General features: G+C 60.5%; 19 protein-coding genes. 14 read left to right on the top strand and 5 right to left on the bottom strand.

Translation table 11 applies throughout. The annotated features are described in order from the left end of the window. Nucleotides 1-189 precede the first annotated feature (189 nt). The 14 genes from ACE3UG_RS14640 (at nt 190) to dsr1 (ending at nt 13,943) form a co-directional block, all read left to right on the top strand. Nucleotides 190-360 carry a hypothetical protein gene (locus ACE3UG_RS14640; RefSeq protein WP_374625082.1) on the top strand — a complete coding sequence of 57 codons (171 nt, stop codon included), beginning with the start codon at nt 190-192 and terminating at the stop codon, nt 358-360. Then, nucleotides 353-646: a hypothetical protein gene (locus ACE3UG_RS14635; RefSeq protein WP_374625080.1), complete on the top strand. Its 294-nt coding sequence runs from the start codon at nt 353-355 to the stop codon at nt 644-646. Before ACE3UG_RS14640 ends, ACE3UG_RS14635 begins: the two co-directional genes overlap by 8 nt. Continuing rightward, nucleotides 639-866 (top strand): hypothetical protein, encoded by a 228-nt coding sequence (locus ACE3UG_RS14630; protein WP_374625078.1) that lies wholly within the window; start codon nt 639-641, stop codon nt 864-866. Before ACE3UG_RS14635 ends, ACE3UG_RS14630 begins: the two co-directional genes overlap by 8 nt. Further along, nucleotides 859-1,098, top strand: a complete 240-nt coding sequence (locus ACE3UG_RS14625) for a hypothetical protein (RefSeq protein ID WP_374625076.1) — start codon at nt 859-861, stop codon at nt 1,096-1,098. Before ACE3UG_RS14630 ends, ACE3UG_RS14625 begins: the two co-directional genes overlap by 8 nt. Further along, nucleotides 1,095-3,266, top strand: coding sequence for an AAA family ATPase (locus ACE3UG_RS14620; RefSeq protein WP_374625074.1), 2,172 nt, complete (start codon nt 1,095-1,097; stop codon nt 3,264-3,266). The genes ACE3UG_RS14625 and ACE3UG_RS14620 overlap by 4 nt, the downstream gene beginning before the upstream one ends. Further along, nucleotides 3,263-3,556 (top strand): hypothetical protein, encoded by a 294-nt coding sequence (locus tag ACE3UG_RS14615; RefSeq protein ID WP_374625072.1) that lies wholly within the window; start codon nt 3,263-3,265, stop codon nt 3,554-3,556. The genes ACE3UG_RS14620 and ACE3UG_RS14615 overlap by 4 nt, the downstream gene beginning before the upstream one ends. Next, nucleotides 3,553-3,972 carry a hypothetical protein gene (locus ACE3UG_RS14610; RefSeq protein ID WP_374625070.1) on the top strand — a complete coding sequence of 140 codons (420 nt, stop codon included), beginning with the start codon at nt 3,553-3,555 and terminating at the stop codon, nt 3,970-3,972. The genes ACE3UG_RS14615 and ACE3UG_RS14610 overlap by 4 nt, the downstream gene beginning before the upstream one ends. Next, complete coding sequence (locus ACE3UG_RS14605) at nt 3,969-4,523, top strand: hypothetical protein (protein ID WP_374625068.1); 555 nt, start codon at nt 3,969-3,971, stop codon at nt 4,521-4,523. Before ACE3UG_RS14610 ends, ACE3UG_RS14605 begins: the two co-directional genes overlap by 4 nt. A gap of 100 nt (nt 4,524-4,623) precedes the next feature. Continuing rightward, nucleotides 4,624-5,124, top strand: a complete 501-nt coding sequence (locus tag ACE3UG_RS14600) for a hypothetical protein (protein WP_374625066.1) — start codon at nt 4,624-4,626, stop codon at nt 5,122-5,124. Nucleotides 5,125-5,138: 14 nt separating this feature from the next. After that, entirely contained in the window at nt 5,139-6,230 is a 1,092-nt protein-coding gene (locus ACE3UG_RS14595; RefSeq protein WP_374625064.1) for a hypothetical protein, read from the top strand. A 121-nt stretch (nt 6,231-6,351) separates the two neighbouring features. Beyond that, complete coding sequence (locus ACE3UG_RS14590; RefSeq protein ID WP_374625062.1) at nt 6,352-7,779, top strand: DNA circularization protein; 1,428 nt, start codon at nt 6,352-6,354, stop codon at nt 7,777-7,779. Nucleotides 7,780-7,852: 73 nt separating this feature from the next. Continuing rightward, nucleotides 7,853-8,866, top strand: a complete 1,014-nt coding sequence (locus ACE3UG_RS14585) for a tyrosine-type recombinase/integrase (protein ID WP_374625060.1) — start codon at nt 7,853-7,855, stop codon at nt 8,864-8,866. Between the two features lie 681 nt (nt 8,867-9,547). After that, nucleotides 9,548-9,847 (top strand): hypothetical protein, encoded by a 300-nt coding sequence (locus tag ACE3UG_RS14580; RefSeq protein ID WP_374625058.1) that lies wholly within the window; start codon nt 9,548-9,550, stop codon nt 9,845-9,847. Nucleotides 9,848-10,154: 307 nt separating this feature from the next. After that, entirely contained in the window at nt 10,155-13,943 is a 3,789-nt protein-coding gene (dsr1, locus tag ACE3UG_RS14575; protein WP_374625056.1) for an anti-phage defense-associated sirtuin Dsr1, read from the top strand. A 563-nt stretch (nt 13,944-14,506) separates the two neighbouring features. On the opposite strand, the gene ACE3UG_RS14570 is transcribed toward dsr1, so the two are convergent. The 5 genes from ACE3UG_RS14570 to ACE3UG_RS14550 all read right to left on the bottom strand — a co-directional run. After that, entirely contained in the window at nt 14,507-16,153 is a 1,647-nt protein-coding gene (locus ACE3UG_RS14570) for a fatty acid--CoA ligase (RefSeq protein ID WP_374625245.1), read from the bottom strand. Between the two features lie 146 nt (nt 16,154-16,299). After that, complete coding sequence (locus ACE3UG_RS14565; RefSeq protein WP_374625054.1) at nt 16,300-17,151, bottom strand: 3-hydroxybutyryl-CoA dehydrogenase; 852 nt, start codon at nt 17,149-17,151, stop codon at nt 16,300-16,302. 40 nt (nt 17,152-17,191) lie between these two features. Beyond that, nucleotides 17,192-18,379, bottom strand: a complete 1,188-nt coding sequence (bktB, locus tag ACE3UG_RS14560) for a beta-ketothiolase BktB (RefSeq protein WP_374625052.1) — start codon at nt 18,377-18,379, stop codon at nt 17,192-17,194. Between the two features lie 62 nt (nt 18,380-18,441). Further along, nucleotides 18,442-20,118, bottom strand: coding sequence for a 4Fe-4S dicluster domain-containing protein (locus ACE3UG_RS14555; RefSeq protein ID WP_374625050.1), 1,677 nt, complete (start codon nt 20,116-20,118; stop codon nt 18,442-18,444). 14 nt (nt 20,119-20,132) lie between these two features. After that, nucleotides 20,133-21,910, bottom strand: a 1,778-nt coding sequence (locus tag ACE3UG_RS14550; protein WP_374625048.1) for an acyl-CoA dehydrogenase, incomplete at its 5' end; no start/stop codon positions are given.

Genomic DNA, 21,910 nt, shown 5'->3' with positions numbered 1-21,910 from the left:
GCCTCAGTGCGGTTTTTTTACGTCCGTATGCCTTCGCGCGCCTTCACTATCAATGGGCGGGCCTTGGTGGGGCGACCTTCGGGTCGGCCGGTTTCCGTTTGTACCGGTTCGCCAACCCTGCCTTGTGCCCGCCCACCCCATTTGGCGATGGGGAGCGGGAGTGAAAACGCAACAAACGGAGGCCGCACCATGCGCCAAGACCTCGCTCGTCCTGAGCAAACGCAATCCCCTATCGAAATCATCCGCGCAGCATTGCGCGAAGCCGCTATTGCTCCGACCGTCTTCGACGCGCTCGACGCAACCGGCGAAGCCCTTCGTATCCTGGCTGAACTCGCCCAAGCGGAGGTCCGCCATGGCTGAGGTCACCATCCAGGAACTGCGTACCACGGTCATCGACAACGGCGAATTGGCTCGATATGGCTTTGAGGAAATCCGAGCCATCGCAAAACTCGCGCTCATGGCCCTTGAGACGCCAGCCGGGCAGGACAGCGTGGAAACCCTTGCTCGAGCTTTCGAGGCCATCTGGGGCATTAGCGAGAGCGTCGAGGACGCCATCAGCTCCAATGCGGAAGGAGTCGGGTGCACCTACGTCGACTCGCGTTTTGAGCGTCGCTCGAAAGCCATGTTGGAGGCCCGCCATGCATAAGCCGACTCAAGCATTGGAGCGCGCATCCCGTGAATTGAGCGCAGCATCTGACGTTCTCACGCAAGCTCGCGCATTGTTTGCTGCGATCGAGCACGCTGTGGCCGGCGGCGCTTCTGTCGACATCGCCGCATTGGCCCAGGTCGGAGCGGATCTATCCAGGGCGTACTCCGAACGCTTTGAAGGTGAAAGCGAATGGTTCGAGGGGGTGCGCCATGCGTAACACGCGCTATCGCAAAGCCCTCTCCCCTCGGGATTTCGTTGTCGTCGCACCGACCGGCACTGCCTATTTTCCACCAGTGTCGACCGAAGAAGCCCGACAGATGATCGCCGAGCGATCCAGCCCTGGCGAAACCGGATGGGAAATCGTCCCGCTGTGGCTCTGGATGCAGGCGAAAGACTATTTCGCCAAACAGTACCCCGCCATTCGTCGACAGGGAGGTGTGCACGCATGAACGCCCCCATCAATTTCGAACAGCGGTTCGCGGCGGCGCTTGCCGAACACGGCCTGTGTCCGGCAGAAATCGTCGCTGACGGCAAGCTGCACCGCTTCGACGGTCCGGACGAGAAGCGCGGTAAGCGCTCTGCCTGGTACGTGCTGCATGGTGATGCTCTGCCCGCCGGCTCGTTTGGTGATTGGCGCACCGGTCTGTCCGAGACGTGGTGCGCCAAGGCCGAGCGCAATCTCTCGCCGGAGGAACGCCAGGCTCACCGTGCCACGATCCTGGCGGCAAAGGAGTCTGAGGCCAAGGCTCGAGCGGAGGTTGCAGCTCAAGCTCAAGCTGTCTGTCAGCGCCTTTGGGATCGAGCAGGAACGGTCCACGCCGAACATGCCTACCTAAAACGGAAGCGGATAAAACCGGCGGCCGCCAAGCAGATGCGCGACGGGCTCCTGGTTCCGCTGCGTGATGCCTCGGGCGAGTTGCGCAACCTGCAATTCATCCAGCCAGACGGCACCAAGCGATTCAAGAGCGGGGCGACGGTCGCCGGCAATTACTGCTCGATCGGTGGCAAACCGAGTTCCACTGTGCCGCTGCTGATCTGCGAAGGCTGGGCGACGGCATGCAGCCTGCATGAGGCCACGGACTATCCGGTGGCTGCGGCGATGAACGCAGGCAATCTGCTCGCGGTGGCGAAATCGCTGCGCGCCAAGTTGCCCGGTGTGCCGCTCGTGATCTGCGCGGACGACGACCACCTGACCGACGGTAATCCAGGCCTGACCAAGGCGACGGAAGCCGCCAAGTCGATTGGCGCAGGCGTCGCCGTGCCTCGCTTCGGCGGAAGCCGGCCGGAGGGTGCCACCGACTTTAACGACCTGCACGCTCTGGACGGTCTGGCGGCCGTGCGGGCCTGTGTCGACCGTACAGCGGCACCGCACGGCAGCACCAAGCCGGCACAGGGAGTACGTCCGACCGTCTTGCTCACGCGCGCATCGGACATTGTCCCTGAGGCTATCCGCTGGCTCTGGCTGCACTGGCTCCCGGAAGGCAAATTGAGCCTGCTTGCAGGTTCGCCCGGTACTGGCAAGACGACTTTGGCTCTCGCACTCGCTGCAACGATCTCCCACGGCGGAAAGTGGCCGGATGGCACGGCCTGTAGCCGCAAGGGTGATGTATTGATCTGGAGCGGCGAAGACAATCCGGCCGACACGATCGTCCCGCGCCTGATGGCGGCGGGTGCTGATCTAGACAGGATCCACATTATCAGCGGGCGTACTGACGAAGACGGCACGATCCAGCCGTTTGATCCGGCTCGCGACGTCCCTCTACTCGCCGAGCGCATTGGTGAAATCCGCAATGCCGCGCTGCTCATCATCGATCCAATCGTGTCGGCAGTGGCTGGCGATTCCAATAAGGCGAACGATGTACGACGCGACCTTCAGGCGCTCGTCGACACCGCTAGTGCGCATCGATGCGCGGTCTTGGGCATCTCGCACTTCAGCAAGGGTAGCAAAGGCAGTTCGCCTGCGGAGCGAGTGATTGGCTCTCAGGCGTTTGTCGCCCTAGCCCGCATGACGCTGGTGGCTGCGAAAGACGAGTCCGAGGAACGCCGCGTTCTCGCTCGCGCTAAGTGCAACATCGCGCCCGACGATGGCGGGATTAGCTATACGTTGGAACAGGCTGATGCGAACGGCATCGAGGCAAGTCGGGTTGTCTGGGGGGAGCGCATCGACGGCACATCCCGCGACATCATCGGCGACGTTGAAATCGTGCCGGACGACGACGAGCGCTCAGCCCGTAGTGAGGCGGTCGATTTCCTGCGCGCTTTGCTCTCGTCCGGTCCTTTATCGGTGAAGTTGATCCGATCAGACGCGACTGGCGCGGGATACTCGTGGCGGACGATGGAGAGAGCCAAGCGTGAGCTCAGCGTCGAGGCCCGCAAAGTCAGCATGAAAGAAGGCTGGGTATGGGCACTCCCCGCCGAAGTCCGCCACGAAGAAACCGAAGAACGCCAGACTCTATACCGTGGCGGCCTTCGGGATGCTTGGCGGTCTTCGGTAGATACGGGGGTTTCCGAGGAGGTTTCTGACGCGGAATTTCGCGAAGACCGCGAAGACCGCCACCGTACAGAGACTGGCGGACTTCCGGAAAATGCGACGAGCGACACGGGAGGCGACCTGTGATCTCCCCTGAATATATCGACAACCTCGCTGAGACAGTAATTGGCTCCATTTCTGTCAATAATCGAGTCGAGAAAATTTTGGTCGAGCGTGCGGTACTGGAGGCAATTGGGCACCTCACGGATCCTGGCATCAACTCTGATGCAACTGCGCTGCGCCAAGCGATCAATCTTTTGCTGATCGAACTTGGATGCCCGCTTACGCACCGCCTGAGACGCCTGTTCGTCTCGGCATTTACGGGAATGCTCGCTATCGCCCGAGCCGCCAGTCTCTCAGCAAGGGAGGCGCCATGAGTGCCCTGAATCTGTGGCATGAGTGCCGGCGGCGCTCGTTGACGTTGACCATGAACGGCGACAAGTTGCGGTACACCGGCCCCGAGGAGTCGATCGCGGCCATGCTGCCGGCCATGAGGGCGAACCGGGATGCTCTGTTTGCTTGCGTGTCCCAATTGGTGGGCCTGCCGGTCGAGGACGGCCCGTTTACGCCTTACATACCGCCGGCAACACTGGAGCAGGTGCAGCAATGGCAAGCCGAACTGGATGCCTCCATCGTGGACCTGGCGGCGCTGGAGCAGTGGCCAGACCAGATGCTCGAGAGCGTGCTGTTCCTGGTTGAGCGCCAGCCGGTCAGCACCCTGCAGCCGGATCTCTATCACTTTCGCGAGCGCCTAGACAAAGCACGTGCCACGTCTAGCGGGAGGCTTTCATGAATGGACTGTCGAACGCTGCGCTTGCGATTGCGCGCGTCATCGAGCCGACCTGCCGAGCGCGGCGGGATGTTGTTTCCGCGCGCTGGCGGCAAGAAATTCTGCAAGGATTCATTCGAGGTGATCTGCGGCTGCGCCGATCCGACGATCGGCGCCCGATCTATCCGGACCAGCCTGGCGCGGTCATGACTGCTCTCGTCGTCGGAGACGTCACCGTTACGGAGCTAAACCGGTGGCTTTCGTCCATCGGTACGGACGTTCAGGTCTGCGCCGATGACTTTCGACCGGAGACCCCCGCGCGGCGTCAGGCGGCCGGCGATGCGGCGGTCCGCGAGACGGCGTCGCGTCTCGCCGATGCGTGGGCCCGCGAGCGCTTCGATATGACAGGTTCGATTCCGTCCGAAGATGCGGTATCGAAAGGGATCGCGCGCGACCTCAACGCGACATTCACGCAGGACTGGTCTCCACGCACGATCCGCCGGCATTCCCTCAGAGAGTGGCGTTTTTCAGTGCTGGCGCAGTCTGCGCAAATTGCGCAAGACGGAACGGTGTAGCGACGCCCCAACAAACCTAAGCGTCTCGGCCGCAATCCCTTGAAGCGGCAAGGGATTGCGGCCTTCGCCGCCTTTCTTTATGCCGCGTGCGACTGGCTGATTGTTCTGCCCGGATTGCTCACTGAAACTTTCCTCATCGGCTCGACATCCTGAGCCCCATCAAACCAGTGAGAGCACGATGAAGCAGAAAGGACACGCGATAGCGTCATTCGCGCATTTTCTCGGCCTGCCGACGATCAAGTCACACGCGGTCAATGCGGTCCATCGAATTTCAAGCGCCCGATCGATGGAAGTCATAAAAAAGCTGGCGAGTCCGAAGCGCAAACAAGTCGTCGCTGACTCGACGCCGTTCATGACTGCCATTTCCGCTATTGAGCAGCCCCACAGTTACGAAGCGCGACGCGACGACAAGGAAGTCGCCGCCTCCGAGCGCACGCGCTGCAAACAAATCATGACGCACGGCGTTGAACTCGGTCACGTGAGTCTGGCTTATACCCTTGCCTTCGAGACCGGCTTATCCGCGGCGAGCGCGATGACGGTCCTGACGGCTGTGCATGCTGACGCCGGCAACGGCAACAACCGGCGCACGTCGGTTCGCTAACCAGGAGTTTGTGAGTGAAGACCATTAAGAAGCTGCAGGACCAGATCGAGGCGCAAGGGAAGTCGGTTCAACGCCTGGCGCAAGACTACGAAACCACTCAACAGGTGATCGACAACGCAAACGCGCATGCCGCCGCTGTCGAAGAACTGAAGAAGCAGCGACGCCGCGCGCTCGCCGAAGCGCTGATCAGCAAGAAAACGGCGAACACCAGCACGATCGATGCACGGATCTCGAACGAGGAGGCTCTGCACGAGTCCGCGCAGAAGTCCGCAGCAACTGCGCGCGACACGCTCGAGGTAATCGCCGAAGGGCAACGCATTGCTGAGGTGGAACTAGAGGACCTGAAGACGCGCCTGCGCGACACGATCTGCGATGAGATCGTCGCACAGCACGATGCGGCGCGCGACCGTTATGTAGCGGCTGTCGTGGCTCTCGAAGAGGCTGTAGCCGGGATGGTAGCCGCTGAGAGGGCATGGCACTGTGCCCGGCCAGCGATCGGTGCGGTGGATTTTCCCGCGCGAGGAATCCAAGTCCTTAGCGACATCCGCGAAAAAGGGTTGCGGGTGCCGCATACGGCGTCTCGTCTCGCTGACCCCAAGGTCGCGTCCGAGTACACACCCGACTATCCGAACTATTGGTATTTGCCCACATGGGCAGACCCGAAAACCGAAGGATTTTCTGACCAGCAGACCTGTGACTTCGTGAAGATGCTGCGCACGGCGGGTGTGGAATGCACCGACCCGCTGCTGGCGAGAGTCGCTGAGCGGCAATTGAAAGTTCGCATTTTGCGAGGAACCGTGAGCACTGGAATCAAGGTCCTGCGCGATGCCAGGACGGACACGGTCATCTCGTCGAAGCTAGCCGAAACCTTCGGCCCGGACGAGGACATCTATCTCGACGAGTCGACCGCTCGGAATCTGCAGGCTAAACGTGTGGTAGCAGTGCATGGCGAGGACGAGATGCCCGAACCCAAACCGGGTATCACCTCTGCGCGCGTAATCGATGCGTCGGCTCCGCCGGAGGATAAGCGCGCAGGGTATCGAGTCGGACCTGTGACGCGCGAGTATGCCGGCAACTTTTTCTCGCTCGACATGAGCTCTTACTGAGCGCCAGCCGCATGATTCTGATCCACGGCGAAGACGAGATGTGTGTGGGCCTGTGGCGCGGGGTTGATTGGGTGCCCCTTCGGAATTACCTGCTAATTTTTTCGAATCTTGAGGAATGAACATGGACATCGGTAGTGGAGCTGGCGCCTTGCTGGGCGCGTCAACGGGCATCACCAATCTCGCAAATTCTCTCGCCACACGCCTGGGCGGTACCGCGCCCTCCTATTTTTCCCAGTTGCGCAATGCCTCTTTTCGGGGTGTCCACTTCGTCTCGCTGGGGAGTGACAACTCATTCGGACGACGCAAGCAGGTGCACGAGTACCCTCAGCGAGACACGCAGTGGGTGGAGGATCTGGGAAGAGGACTTCGCGAGTTTAGGATGTTTGGTTTCGTTGTCGGCGATGATGTGATCGCTCAAAGGGATGCACTAATTGCAGCGTGCGAGACGGCTGGCGACGGCGAACTCGTGCATCCGACGCTTGGCCGGCGTAGAGTGAGTCTGATGAATTTCCACAGCGTCGAACGGTGGGAGAAAGGCAGATATTTCGAGTTTCAGTTCGTCTTCGTCGAAAATGGATCGCAGGTATTTCCTTCGGTGGCTGCCGCGACCAAGTCACTCGTGGAGCGAGCGGCAGACGCTCTCGATTTGTCTGCGGAGCTGTCATTCACGAAGGACGCGGTTTCGGCGCTAGCCTCAAGCGCCTCCGATGCAACGAAGAAGCTCAACGCCGCACTCGAATGGGCTAACACAGCTACGGGTGTCGTCACCGACGCACGCAATTTGTTTAACGTGTTGACGAATCTGCCGGGAGATTTCGGCCGGTTTCTGGGTAGCTCTGCAACGCCATCGTTTAGCAAGTTTGCAGGTTCTGACAAAACGTCTGTATCCGCTACGTCTGCCAGCCTTACTGAAAGTGCGACGAACAATCGAGTTGCCGTCGCATCTGCGGCAGCCACACTCGTTAGCGCTGCGCAGTCGCTCGATCAATCGAATGTAGCAGCCTTTGCAACCGCAACCCAATCGCTGAGCGCAAGCGTATTGGCGGCAACTACAACACCAGCTGACGCAGTGCGACTGCTTTCGACGATGGTGGATTTCACTGCCGATGGCCAGACGGATGATTCTGTCGTCGGCGCAGCATCCGCGACTTTGGGTCAAGCAATGAGAAGGCTGTTCCGTCGCGCCGCGATTGGATCGATATCACGCGCATCTGCGAGTTATCTGCCATCCTCGCACGACGATGCGGTGAGCATGCGCGATCGGGTAACGACGCTGATAGACGCCGAACTCTCGGTCGCCGGCGATCAAGGCGAAGACGACGCATACGGAGCCCTGTGTTCGTTGCGCGCCGCGGTGATTGTTGACCTGAATCAACGCGGCGCAGCATTGGCCTCAATCAAGACTTATACGCTCCCTGGCAGCTTGCCCGTACTGGCGCTGGCACATCGCCTGTATAGAGACGCATCGCGCGCAGACGAGTTAACAGCGCAGGTCAACCCCGTTCACCCTGCGTTCATGCCATCGACGTTCAAAGCCGATTCGAAGTAACCCACTGTCGTCACCACGGCTTGCGTTATGTCTCGAAGATGTATCTCATATCAATTCCATTGCCGCCCCATTTATGTCCATTAGCCTTTTCCGCGTTGGCAGTATTTTGCATTACCGCTTCCAAATCGACGGCAAGCGCGTCCAGCGCACGACGGGGGAGCGCGTGCGCACTCGAGCGCGTCGTGTGGCCGAAGATGCCTATCGCGAGCAGTTGCTGTGGTCACGAGGCGGCCGACTCGTACCCACCCTGCGTGAGCTTGTCGCGTTGTGGCTGCGTGCACATCAGTTGACCGCGAGTCGCTCCCACCTTCGAGGCGTCGAGGCATTCGGGCGCCTGCATCTATTCGCGCTTTGTGATGTACCGGTCGATCAGTTGAGTACCGCGTCGGTGGAGGCCGCGCGAAACCAATACCTGGCGACTCATGCCCCTATTTCAGCGAATCATTGGCTGCGCACCATGCGGTTGCTCTGTCATTGGGCTGTGCATCGCGGCACGATCCCCGCTGTGCCGTTTAAGGTCAAAATGCTGACGGTACAAAGAAAGGTGCGCGCGACCTTGCCAGTTGCACTCACTGCTGCGTGGCTCCAGGCGATAGACCGCCAGGCCGCAGAGCCCGTCCGAATCGCGGTGCGGCTGATGCTGGCCATGGGACTGCGCGAATCGGAAGCCGCCTCGGCGCGGTGGGAGTGGATCGACGCGGCTCGACAAACCTATACACCTGGCATCACCAAAGGGCGTGAGGCAGAGCCAATCCCGATGCCGCCGTGGTTGGTTGATTACCTTCGTCCCTTCCGACGCGCCACCGGGCTTATTGCCTCGCGGGCAGACGGCCGGGCATACGGTCGCGGATTCACCCGCCAGCCGATCATGTCGGCCAGTCAGGCCATCGGAATCGGGCATATTACGCCTCATAGACTTCGCGGCACATTCGCCACGCTCTTGAGCGAGAACGGCACGCCGATTCAGGCGATACAGAAGGTGATGCGACACAAGAGCCCACTCACTACGATCGGCTACCTGGAGCCGGACATGCAGCGTGTCGCCGCAGCCCAAGACAAGATCGCTTTGCAATACGGCCTAACCTAACGTCCTGACATTCCCCGCCGCCATCCACCGGTTGCACCTATTTGCGAGTGGCGAGCAAGTGGCGAACACCACCGGATAAACCCACGCCATTGCTAGGCCGCTGCATTATCAGGGGTTATGCCGAGTTGAGTGCTGTCCAGAGGCCGCGCGGGAAGGAAGTTGCCCCCTTCGTGCAGGCAAAATGGGAACTTGGTCGCCGCGGTCGGCCACCGTGATGCCATCGCGGGTCCTTCCCCCCTACTAATTCACACGGGCACTGCGCGCCGCGATGTTCGTCTAGGTACAAACTTTTCAAATTTGGGTAACAAGGTAACAAAGTTGCCAGATAGGAGAAATCTATGACCGTCGAATCGCAGGCAGATTTCGCGCGGCGTTGCAACGTATCTCGCAAGACGGTTAGCGAAATGGAAAAAGGCTGGAAGGCTTGTCATGCAAGGCGACCGAGTCGATGTCAAGGCGTCGCTTTCGCTTATGGATCGGCACCGCAAAGGAGGTGCTCCAAGCTCCTCCGCGGCTGTTACCCCCACTGTTACCCTCGCAGACTCAGGTAACCGTCAGGGTAACAAATCCAGCCCAAAGTTGATTCCAGGGCGATGCTCAGAGACGAGCGCTGGAGAGGTCACCATCCTACCTGGGGAAACCATTGAAGACGCCGCCCAGCGTCTGGTCGGGGACATCGACATGGACATGCCGTTTGACGAAGCGAGGCGCCTGAAGGAGGTATATCTGGTGTGTCTCAATCGCCTCGAGTTCGAGCAAAAGTCCGGCGCCCTCGTCGACATGGAAACCGCCAGCACGATCCTTTTTGAGGAGTTCCGGGCCGCCCGCGACGCGTGGCTGGATTGGCCCACCCGGATTGGCCCCATGCTCGCCGCCGTCCTGGGCATCGACGCAGACAAAGTCACGACGGCCCTCTCTGCTTACGTCCACAAGCAAGTGACCGACTTGGGCGAGCCTCAGGCCGACTTTGCGGAACGTTAATCACCGGCAATGCGAGTCTTGGCCTGCGGTAGGTGAAAACACAGGCGGGCAATCGATATTTTCGGAATCGAGACCTCCCCTAGCGTCTCAGGTACAACCGAGCAAGGCGACCACGCCCGTCCATCCCCTCCTGTTAAAATTCAGGTTCATTTTTCAGCGCCTCGCAATCGTCAATGAATCAACGTATCGGCAATGCGCAACTCTCGACTGGCGACAAGGATACGGACCTGCCAAGGGACGTCTTAGTCCAGGCGCGATGCTCACGCATCCACAAGGAACGCCATGCCCACCATTTTTCCCTTTAGCCATGCAGTTCATCAAGAACGGTCCCGATATCCCGGAACGCCTGCTACAGGCGCACGAAGAAGGCCGGGTGGTGTTCTTCTGCGGAGCAGGCATTTCGTATCCCGCCCGTCTGCCCGGCTTTTCCGGTTTGGTGCGGCGGCTCTTTGAAGCACTAGGCGAAACCCCAAATGCCGTGCAGCAGGCGGCGATTAAGGCAGGGCAGTTCGACACAGCCATTGGCTTGCTGGAAGCCGAGATCGTCGGGGGGCGGGAAAGGGTGCGCAGGGCTATGGCAGGCGTCCTTACGCCCGACCTTAGCAAGCAGAATGCGACCACCACCCATGAGGCATTGCTGACACTCGGCAAGAGCCGCGATGGACGAATCAGGCTCATTACAACCAACTTCGACCGTTTGTTCGAGGAGGTGATCGCCAACACGCGGCTTGCCGTCGAGCTATTTCAAGCACCTTTACTTCCCGTCCCGAAAAACCGATGGAACGGTCTTGTGTATCTGCACGGCCTCTTGTCGTCCGCGCCAACCGGGAGCGAGTTGGACCGCTTGGTTGTCTCCAGTGGTGACTTCGGCCTCGCATACCTGACCGAACGCTGGGCCGCACGCTTCGTCAGCGAACTGTTCCGCAACTACACCGTCTGCTTCGTCGGTTACAGCATTAACGATCCGGTGCTGCGCTACATGATGGATGCGCTGGCCGCCGATCGTCTGCTAGGAGAATCGCCGCCGGAGATGTTTGCTTTCGGCAGCCATTCAGCAGGCAAGGAGGGCGAACGCGCCAACGAATGGCGAGCGAAGAACGTCACGCCTATTCTCTATCGCGAACACAACCGTCACAGTTACCTGCACAAGACCTTGCGGGCGTGGGCGGATACCTACCGCGACGGTGTGCGCGGCAAGGAGCGCATTGTCGTCGAGTGTGCGATGGCCCGCCCCCTGGCAAGTACTAAGCAGGATGATTTCGTGGGTCGCTTGCTCTGGGCACTGGGCGACCCTATGGGACTAGCCGCCAAGCGCTTCGCCGACTTTGACCCGGCACCATCGCTGGACTGGCTGGGCCCCCTATGCGAGGACCGCTACGACCATGCCGACTTGACCCGCTTTGGCGTGCCGCCCCGCCGGGAGTACGACGACAAGCTGAGATTCAGCCTGACGCGCAGGCCCAGCCCATATACACACGCGCCATGGATGATGCTGGCTTATGCGGGTGAAGTGGGTAGTCAGTGGGACGATGTGATGTTCCATCTGGCGCGGTGGCTGACACGTCATCTGGATGACCCTGCTCTCGTATGGTGGCTAATTAAGCGAGGTGCGCAACTGTACGACCGTTTCGTGTTGTTGGTGGAACACCGACTAGACGAACTCGCCAAGCTTGAACGCGAAGGGAACGTCGAGGAGTTGAACCGCATTCGGGCCAGCGCACCCAATGGAATTCCACGCCCAATGATGCGTACCCTTTGGCGACAGATACTCACGGGGCGAGTGAAGTCATCACGGCAGGACTTCAACCTTTTTCGCTGGCGCGATCGCTTCACTCGCGAGGGTATGACGTCCAGTCTGCGACTGGAACTCCGTGAGATGCTCTCGCCGCGAGTCTCGCTGCGCCAGCCCTTCCGCTGGGGAGAAGAACGCGAAGACGCGGGCGAGCCGCAGGAGCTCAAGGATCTGATCGACTGGGAGATCGTGCTATCCACCGATTACGTTCATTCGACGCTGAACGATCTGGCGAAGTCGCCAGGGTGGCGTGCGGCGCTACCTGATCTCCTCGATGACATGCAAAGCCTGCTGCGCGATGCACTCGACTTGATGCGTGAGTTGGGCGGGGCTGACGACCGGAGTGATCTTGCCCACTGGCATCTGCCTTCCATCAGCCCGCACTGGCAAAACCGCGGCTTTCGCGATTGGGTGTCGCTGATCGAAATCCTACGCGACGCGTGGCTTGCCACCCTGGAGAGCGAACCGACTCGAGCGCGCCGAGTGGTTGAGGGATGGGTGGTTCAACGCTACCCCACCTTCAAGCGGCTGGCGCTATTCGCCGCGACCCATGATGGCGTGGTCACTGATGACCAGTGGGTCGATTGGCTGCTGGCCGATGACGGCTGGTGGCTATGGTCGGTTGAGACGCAGCGCGAGACGATGCGCCTCTTAGTATTGCGCGGCGCTAGCCTCCCGTCCAATACGCGTGTGCGCTTGGAAGCGGCCATTCTGGCAGGCCCACCACGGAGGATGTTTCGGGATGACATTGAGCCTGAGCGCTGGGAGTATCTGGTCGATCACACTGTGTGGTTGCGCCTAGCCAAACTTGCCTTCGGTAATACTGCTCTCGACATGGAAGCAAGGGCACGACTGGAAGCGCTCTCTATTGCTCATCCGGAGTGGCAGGTCGCGAATAACCAACGCGACGAGTTCTCGCACTGGATGAGTGGCACGGGCGACCCGGACTATCAAGCGCCGCGTCAATTCGACAGAGCGCCCCGTCGGCGGCGCGATCTGATGAATTGGCTCCAGCGCTCGCCCTCCACGCACCCTCTGCACGAAGATGATTGGCGCGAGATGTGCCTTGAGAGATTTCCGACTGCTGCTTGCGCTTTGTATGCGCTCGCTAGTGACGGCATATGGCCTGCCGAGCGATGGCGGGAGGCTTTGCAAGCCTGGAGTGGGGAAAGACTCCTGCGCCGATCGTGGCACTACTTGGCTCCCACGCTCCAGCGTATGCCCGACGACATACTGAATGCGATCGCACATAGTGCCGCCTGGTGGCTACAGGCATCGTCCAAGGTGTACGAAGAGCACGAAGCCGCGTTCCTCGATCTCTGTCGCCGGTTTCTTGCAATGGACTATCAGGCCGACCCCCTGGGCGATCAACCGGTGACCAACGCGATCAATCACCCAGTCGGGCAAGTCGCACAGGCCTTGTTGAACTGGTGGTTCCGACGTAACCCGGAAGACAACCAAGGGCTTCCCGACGACCTGAAGCCCACCCTGACTGCGCTTTGCGATCCAGACGTGGCTCACTATCGCCATGCCCGCGTTCTGCTGGCAGCCAATGTGATCGCGCTTTTTCGCGTAGACCGCGACTGGGCTACGAAATACCTGTTACCACTGTTCGACTGGCATCGTTCACTCAATGAAGCGCGTGGTGCCTGGGAAGGTTTCCTATGGTCGCCGCGTTTGTACCTGCCGCTATTTGCTGCTTTCAAAGCGGAGTTTCTCGAGACGGCTCGACATTACGTCGAATTGGGCGAGCACCGAAGCCAGTACGCTGCGGTTCTCACCTACGTCGCGCTTGATCCTGCTGACACCTTCACGGTCATCGAGCTGCGCGCAGCCACGCACGCCTTGCCACGAGAGGGCTTACAGGAAGTGGCGCAGGCCCTTGTCCAAGCCCTTGAAGGTGCCGGCGAGCAGCGCGAAGTGTACTGGTCCAACCGCGTACGCCCCTATTGGCAAAAGATATGGCCAAAGTCCCTAGCATTCGCTTCGAAAGCGGTAGCCGAGCAGGTCGCGCGACTAACCATCGCCGCTGGCGACGCCTTCCCGCAAGCCCTCACCACTGTCGGCGATTGGCTTCAGCCCTTGGAGCATCCATACTACGTGATCCAACTCCTGAGGGAATCACGCCTGTGCGTCCTCTACCCACAAGATGCCTTGGCGTTTCTGGATGCCATCATAGAGTCTCAACCTTGGCCTCCAACCGAGTTGCAAGTCTGTTTGGATGCCATTAGTCAAACGTTCCCTAATGCCGTCGATGACGCACGCTATCGGAGGCTGATGGAATATGCGCTTCGGCACGGGTAGGCACGCAACCGTTTCTCACGCTGCCATCCCTCGCCGCTACAAGGTGCACAACTCATCGCTTGAAGCGAACGTGTCGACAAGAGAAACGCTCTGCGGACCTTATGGGCGACTGCCTCGACCGCATCAAATGTTCGGCAGCCCAATCTATGGCGGGTTGTTTGGTGGGTGGGATGCGAAGGCAGGCCGGAAAACCATGTCAGACGGACATGATCGGCGGACACCCTCTCCGCCAAGCATCTGGCTTTGCAAAGAAGTGCCCGCTAACCTAGCGGGCATTTTTGTTTGTGCGGTGGGGAATTTTTTGCCCTATCTTGTTCACCGCGCTTGTCAGTGCGTCATCCGGACCAATTCGGCCCGCCCCGAAGCGTCGGAATTTCTAGTTCGGATCGGTACCGAGTTTAGGATAGCCTCATTTCACCTTCGCACTTGAACGGCGGTGTCCGCCCGACCGGCAGCAGCCCAGCTTTTACTCGGAGAATGCGTTAGCCACCCTTGCAAGCGGATCATCACGCGCTCGCCTCGTGAATACAGAGACCGGCTGGCGTTCACCTCACAATGATCGTTCAGACGAACTGTTCACGCATCGCCTTCTTGTTCAACTTGCCGACACTGGTTCTTTGTAGCGAGTCGACGAACCTGACGATCTGCGGCACCGCGTATTTTGAAATTTCGCCAGTCGCGGCAATCGCAAGCAGGTGCCGCCTGATCGCTTCGTCGTCGACGGGGTCCGCGTCCTTCTTCAATACGACCAGGGCGACCGGCCGCTCGCCCCACTTCTCGTCCTTGATGCCGAACACCGCTACCTCGGAGACCGCAGGGTGTCGAGAGATCAGGTTTTCGATTTCGAGCGACGACACCCATTCACCGCCTGACTTGATCACGTCCTTCAGTCGATCGGTAATCTGCAGGTACCCAGCCGGGTCGATGCTGGCGATATCCTGGGTATGCAGATACCCGCCCTCCCATAGCTGCTCCGATGCTTCCGGATTGTGAAGGTAACTTTGCGTCAGCCATGGCGCGCGTACAACCACTTCGCCGAAGGCTTTGCCATCGTGTGGAACGTCTGCCATCGCGTCATCGACAATCCGCAGCTCGACCAGAGGAACGGGAAGCCCCGTTTTGCAGCGCAGGCGTATCTCCTCGTCAACATCGAGCGCGCCAAGGTCGGGCTTGATCTGCGCCAGCGTGAGGATCGGGCCGGTCTCCGACATACCGTAGCCCGTAAAGACATCGATGCCACGCTCGAAAGCGGCCCTCGCCAAACCTTGTGTCAATGCACTCCCGCCAATGATAACTTTCCAGCGGCTGAAGTCGACCGCCTTCGCTTCGGGGCAGTTCAGCAGCATGTGCAGAATCGTGCCGACGCAGTGCGAAAAAGTCACGCCCTCATCACGGATAAGCCCCACCAGCCGGTCGGGCGCATAGCGCCCCGGGTAGACCTGCTTCAACCCCATGACCGTTGCGATGTAGGGAATGCCCCACGCATGAACATGGAACATGGGAGTGATCGGCATGTAGACATCGCCACGATGAAGCCGTTGACCGGAGGCCGGACTCGCCAACCCGGCCATCACGCTGATCGTGTGAAGTACCAGTTGCCGATGAGAAAAATGCACCCCCTTGGGCTGCCCTGTGGTTCCGGTCGTGTAAAACGTGGTGGCGCGCGTGTTTTCGTCGAAATCCGGGAACGAATAATGCCTATCGCTTGCCGCGAGCATGCGCTCGTACTCCGCCGCAAACGGAATCGTGTGCGTCGTCGGGGCGGCGCCATCTTCGTCGATGAGAACGAATGTGTGGACGGATTTCAATTGATCTCTGATCGCATTGATCACCGGCAGGAAATCGGTATGCACCAGAAGCACTTCGGCGCCCGCGTGATTGATCGTGAAGGCGATTTCCGCGTTGGCCAGTCGTATATTGACCGTCTGCAGCACCGCTCCCATCATCGGGATAGCAAAATAACATTCCAGGTAGCGATGGCTATCCCAGTCCATGACGCCGACCGTGCTGCCATGCCGCACGCCAAGCCTGGCAAGCGCGTTAGCGAGCCTGGAGATGCGCTCGTTCATCGTCCGGTACGTCATTCGCAATTGCCCCCGGTAAACAATCTCCTGCTCCGGTGCGTGAGCCAGCGGCGTATGCAAAAGCTGCTTGATCAGCAAGGGATAGGCGTATGCCGAGGGGGTGCCGTTCGTCAACTCGTCCTGCATCATTGTCTCCTGAATCTGATGTTGGTTTTATCCCATCACGTCCCAGTCTACCAAGCCAGCGATGATCGATTCGCGCCTGGCTGCCCATTTGGCAAAGGCGTCAGACCTGCCATCGAGCGGGCACCCTCCTGAGGCCCGCTCGATATTCAGTCGTAACGATAGACACCCTGACCTGTCTTGCGCCCGAGCCGTCCCGCCGCCACGAACTCGCGCAGCAGCGGCGCCGGCCGATACTTCGGGTCTCCGAAGTCGTTCAGAAACACTTCCATGACGGACAGGCAGACGTCGAGTCCGACCAGATCCGCGAGCGCGAGCGGGCCGATCGGCTGATTCGCGCCAAGTTTCATTCCCGCGTCGATTTCATCGGCGCTCGCAACACCTTCGGCAAGGACGAAGAAGGCCTCGTTGATCATCGGCACCAGGATACGGTTCACCACGAACCCCGGTGAATTCCTGACGACAATCGGCGTCTTTCCGAGACGCTTTGTCAACTCGCTAATCGCGTCTGCGGTGGCGTCGCTCGTCTGCAGCCCGCGAATGATCTCGACGAGCGGCATCAGCGGCGCCGGGTTGAAGAAGTGCATGCCGATGAAACGCGAAGCGTCGCTCAGACTCGCCGCCAACGCCGTGACCGAGATGGACGAGGTATTCGTCGCGATGATGGCGCCCGGACGCGCCACCGATTCGATCTGCCCCAGAATTCGGTGCTTCAGGGCGACATTTTCCGTTGCGGCTTCGATGACGAGATCGGCATCCGACAGTTGCTGATAGTCCGTCGAGAACCTGACTCGCGCGAGTGCAGCGCACCGTGCTTCCGAGTTGAGTTTGTCTTTCGCGACGAGCCGATCGAGATTGCTTTTCAGCAGTGCGAGCCCGTTCGTCAAGGCCGCCTCGGCGACATCGATCACGATGACATTCCATCCGGCGGTAGCGGCGGTCTGCGCGATGCCATTGCCCATCGTACCCGCACCCACAATTCCTATCGTCCCAATTTCCATAATTGCTCTCAGTGGCTGGGGTTGCGGTTTCGTGCGCAACTTATTGAAGATTCTCAAAGATTGCGGCGATGCCCTGGCCTCCGCCAATACACATCGTGACGAGTGCATAGCGTCCGCTCACGCGCCTGAGTTCATGCAGTGCCTTGACAGTAATCAGCGCGCCCGTCGCACCGATCGGATGGCCCAGCGAGATGCCCGAGCCGTTCGGATTCACTTTCGCCGGGTCGAACCCAAGCGCCTGTGCCACCGCGCAGGCCTGTGCAGCAAAGGCTTCGTTGGCTTCGATCACGTCGAGATCGCCTACGGTGAGTCCTGCACGCTCGAGCGCGATGCGCGTCGCGGGTACGGGGCCGATGCCCATGTAGAGCGGGTCGACGCCGGCATGCGCGTAGGACACCAGGCGCGCCAGCGGCTTCAGACCTCGCGCCTCCGCCGTTTTGCGCTCCATCAACAGGACGGCGGCAGCGGCGTCGTTGATGCCGGAGGCGTTGCCAGCCGTCACCGTCCCGTTTTCCTTCTGGAATATCGGGCGCAGCTCCGCAAGCTCGGTCTGTTCGACGTCCTGGCGCACGTGTTCATCGGTATCGAATACGACTTCCTTGCCTCGCACGCGTCGGGTCACCGGAACAATCTGCTCCTTGAAGCGGCCCTCGGCGATGGCACGCGAGGCGCGGCGGTGCGATTCGATCGCAAGGGCATCCTGTTGCTCTCGCGTGATGCTGTACTTTCGCGCGACGTTCTCCGCCGTGACTCCCATATGCACCCGTTGGAACGGATCGTGCAACGCGCCCAACATCATGTCGATCAGTTGCACGTTGCCCATGCGCGCGCCGAAGCGAGTGTCGGGCGTAATGTATGGCGCCCGGCTCATGTTCTCGGCGCCGCCACCGATTGCGATGTCGGCGTCACCCAGCAGAATGGACTGCGCAGCGCAGACGACGGCTTGCAGCCCGGACCCGCAGAGGCGGTTGACATTGAAGGCAGGCGTCGCTTCCGAAACGCCGCCATCGAGTGCCGCGACGCGCGCCAGATACAGGTCTCTCGGCTCAGTGGCGACAACGTTGCCGAACACGACGTGGCCGACGTCGGCGCCCGCCACTTTCGATCGCGCGAGTACCTCGCGCACCACGATCGCACCCAGTTCGGTCGGTGGGAGGTCTTTCAGACTACCGCCGAACTTACCGATAGCCGTGCGAACGCCACCGACGACAACGACTTCTCTTTGCATTTCTTGTGTCTCCCAATGGACGCCGGACGTGCCTCACGCTATGAAGCACGCTCGGGGTTCAATTACATGTTGGAATAGTTGGGGCCACCGCCCCCCTCAGGTGCGACCCAGACGATGTTCTGGCTTGGATCCTTGATGTCGCATGTTTTGCAGTGGAGGCAGTTCTGCGCGTTGATGACGAGCTGCTCGCCACCGCTGTCCTGCTTCACATACTCGTAGACGCCAGCAGGGCAGTAGCGCGATTCGGGCCCCGCATAAGTCCGCCAATTCACGTTCAGTGCAACCGCCGGATCCTTCAGCGTCAGATGCGCCGGCTGATTCTCTTCGTGATTGGTGTTGGAGATGAACACCGAGGACAATCTGTCGAAGGTGAGCTTGCCGTCAGGTTTCGGGTATTCGATCGGCTTGCACTGCGAGGCCGGTTTCAGCGTCTCGTGATCCGAATGCTGGTGGTGCAGCGTCCACGGGACGTTGCCGCGCAACACCTTTTGCTCGATGCCGACCATTAGCGTGCCCACGTATAAACCCTTGCTCATCCATTGCTTGAAATTCCGGGCGCGGTGCAACTCGGCGTACAGCCAGGAATCCTTGAACGCCTCGGGATAAGCCGTAAGCTCATCGCCCTCACGCCCCGCCTGCAACGCTTCAAATGCCGCTTCGGCAGCCAACATGCCCGTCTTGATCGCCGCATGCGAACCCTTGATACGCGATGCGTTCAGGAAGCCCGCGTCGTCACCGACCAGTGCGCCCCCGGAGAACACCAGCTTCGGCAAGGACATCAGGCCGCCCGCAGTCATCGCGCGCGCGCCGTAAGACAGACGCTTCCCGCCTTCGAGCACCTTGCGGATTTCCGGATGCGTCTTGTACCGCTGGAACTCCTCGAATGGCGACAGATACGGATTCGAATACCCCAGGCCCACGACGAAGCCGACGACCACCTGACGATCGTCCATGTGGTAGAGAAACGAGCCGCCGTACGTGTCGTTCTCGAGTGGCCAGCCGGCCGTGTGCATGACCAGGCCCGGCGTATGCTTCGACGGTTCGATCTCCCACACTTCCTTGATGCCGATGCCGTAGACCTGAGGATCAGCGTTATCGCTCAGCTTGAACTTCTCGTTCAGTTGACGGCCCAACTGCCCGCGCGCGCCCTCACAGAAGAGCGTGTATTTCGCGTGTAACTCCATGCCGAGCTGGAAGTTCTCCGTCGGCCTGCCGTCCTTGCCGATGCCCAGATTGCCGGTCGCAACGCCTTTGACTGCGCCGTCGTCATCGAACAGCACTTCGGCGGCCGCAAAGCCGGCGAAGATCTCGACACCGAGCCCTTCCGCCTGTTGCCCCAGCCACCGCGTCACGTTCGCCAACGAAACGACATAGTTGCCGTGATTCTTGAAGTTGTCCGGAAGTGCCCAGGCGGGCACCCCCGTCGAACCGGCTTCGGTGAGAAACAGGAACTTGTCCTCGGTGACCTCCACCGATAGCGGCGCCCCTTTCTCCTTCCAGTCGGGGATGAGTTCGGTCATGGCGCGTGGGTCCATGACGGCGCCGGACAGGATGTGCGCCCCGATCTCCGAGCCCTTCTCCAGAACGCACACGGACAACTCGACGCCGTTCTCGGCAGACAACTGCTTGAGGCGGATCGCTGCGGATAGTCCGGCCGGGCCACCGCCGACAATCACGACGTCATAATCCATCGACTCGCGTGCGCCAGCCTGTTCGATCGGGCTTGCTGTGCTGAGCATGTCCAACCCCTGTGTCAGAACTGGTCGTCGGTCAACGCCAACGCACCTTCGTTGCCGTCGTGGGCGCCAACGATGGCGGCTTCCAGTGCAGTTGCGAGCGGCAGGATCTGCGTCGCGAAGCAATGGGCGGTTGCCGCCTTGGCGTCATAGAACGAGGGATCGTCGTTGCGCTTGTCCGTGGCGACGAGCAACGCGCGGGCAAACTGCCATCCGGATAGCACGATGCCAGCCAGCTTCAGATACGCGACGCTGCCTGCGAACACGGCGTTGGGGTCGTCCTTGGCGTGCGTGAGTACGTAGTCGACCACGTTTGCGAGCGATTCGCGCCCGGCCCCAAGCCGCTTGTGGAGCGCCTGGAACGCCGCGCTCGATTCGTACGACTTGTGCTCCCACAATGCCGCGAGGGTCTCGTCGATTTTCGCGAGCAGCACCTTGACGACAGTACCGCCGTCACGCAACGTCTTCCGGCCGACGAGGTCATTGGCCTGAATCGCCGTTGTGCCTTCATAAATGGCGAGGATTCGCGCGTCGCGAAGATGCTGCGCGGCGCCCGTTTCCTCGATATAGCCCATGCCGCCATGCACCTGCACGCCAAGGCTGGCGACCTCGTTTGCCAACTCGGTGCTCCACCCCTTCACCACCGGCACGAGGTATTCGTAGATTGCCTGATGGTCGGCACGCACCGATGCATCGGCATGATGGTGGCCGATGTCACTGTGCGCTGCCGCAACGTAGGCGAGCGCCCGGGCGCCTTCCGTGAGCGCGCGCATGGTCGCGAGCATCCGGCGCACGTCAGGGTGTTTGATGATGCTCAGTGGCGCTTTCGACGAGCCGTCTACGGCGCGTCCTTGCACGCGGTCTTTCGCATAGGCAACGGCCCGCTGATATGCGCGGTCGGCCACGGCGATGCCCTGCACACCGACACCGAAACGTGCCGCATTCATCATGATGAACATGTATTCGAGGCCGCGGTTGGCTTCCCCGACCAGAGCGCCGGTGGCTCCGCCGTGATCGCCAAACTGGAGCACCGCCGTCGGACTCGCCTTGATGCCCATCTTGTGCTCGATGGACACGCAATGCACGTCGTTACGGGCGCCCAGCGAGCCGTCTTCATTGACGACGTATTTCGGCACAATGAAAAGCGACAGGCCTTTTACGCCCTCGGGGGCGCCGGGCAGGCGAGCGAGTACGAGATGCACGATGTTGCTGGCCATGTCGTGCTCGCCCCACGAGATGAAGATCTTCGTGCCGAAGATATGGTAGTTGCCGTCGCCGATCGGTTCGGCACGCGTGCGCACCAGCGCGAGGTCCGAACCTGCCTGCGGCTCCGTCAGGTTCATCGTGCCGGTCCATTCACCCGAAATCAGCTTCGGCACGTAGCGTTCCTTCTGCGCCTGGCTGCCGGCAATGAGCAACGCCTCAATGGCCCCGTCGGTCAGCACCGGGCACAACGCTAGCGACAGGTTCGCGGCATTGAGCATTTCAACGCAGGCGGTCGCGATCAGTTTGGGCAGTCCCTGACCGCCGTACTCGGCCGGGTGGACAACGCCCTGCCAGCCGCCGTTCACGAACTGAGAAAAGGCTTCCTTGAAGCCGGGCGTCGCGGTGACAACGCCGTCCTTGAAACGACTGGGGTTGATATCACCCTCGACGTTCAGCGGCGCGATGACGTTGGCGTTAAAGCGGGCCGCCTCGTCGAGCACGGCCTGGGCGCAATCTAGCCCGGCGTCCTCGAAGCCGGGAAGCGCCGCCACGCGCTCAAGATCGGCCAGTTCCTGCATGGCAAAGAGCA

The organism is Pandoraea sp. (assembly GCF_041919235.1).
Classification (GTDB): Bacteria; Pseudomonadota; Gammaproteobacteria; order Burkholderiales; family Burkholderiaceae; genus Pandoraea.
Note: the sequence above shows the minus strand (reverse complement) of the source record. Positions and strands in the feature narration are given on the sequence as shown.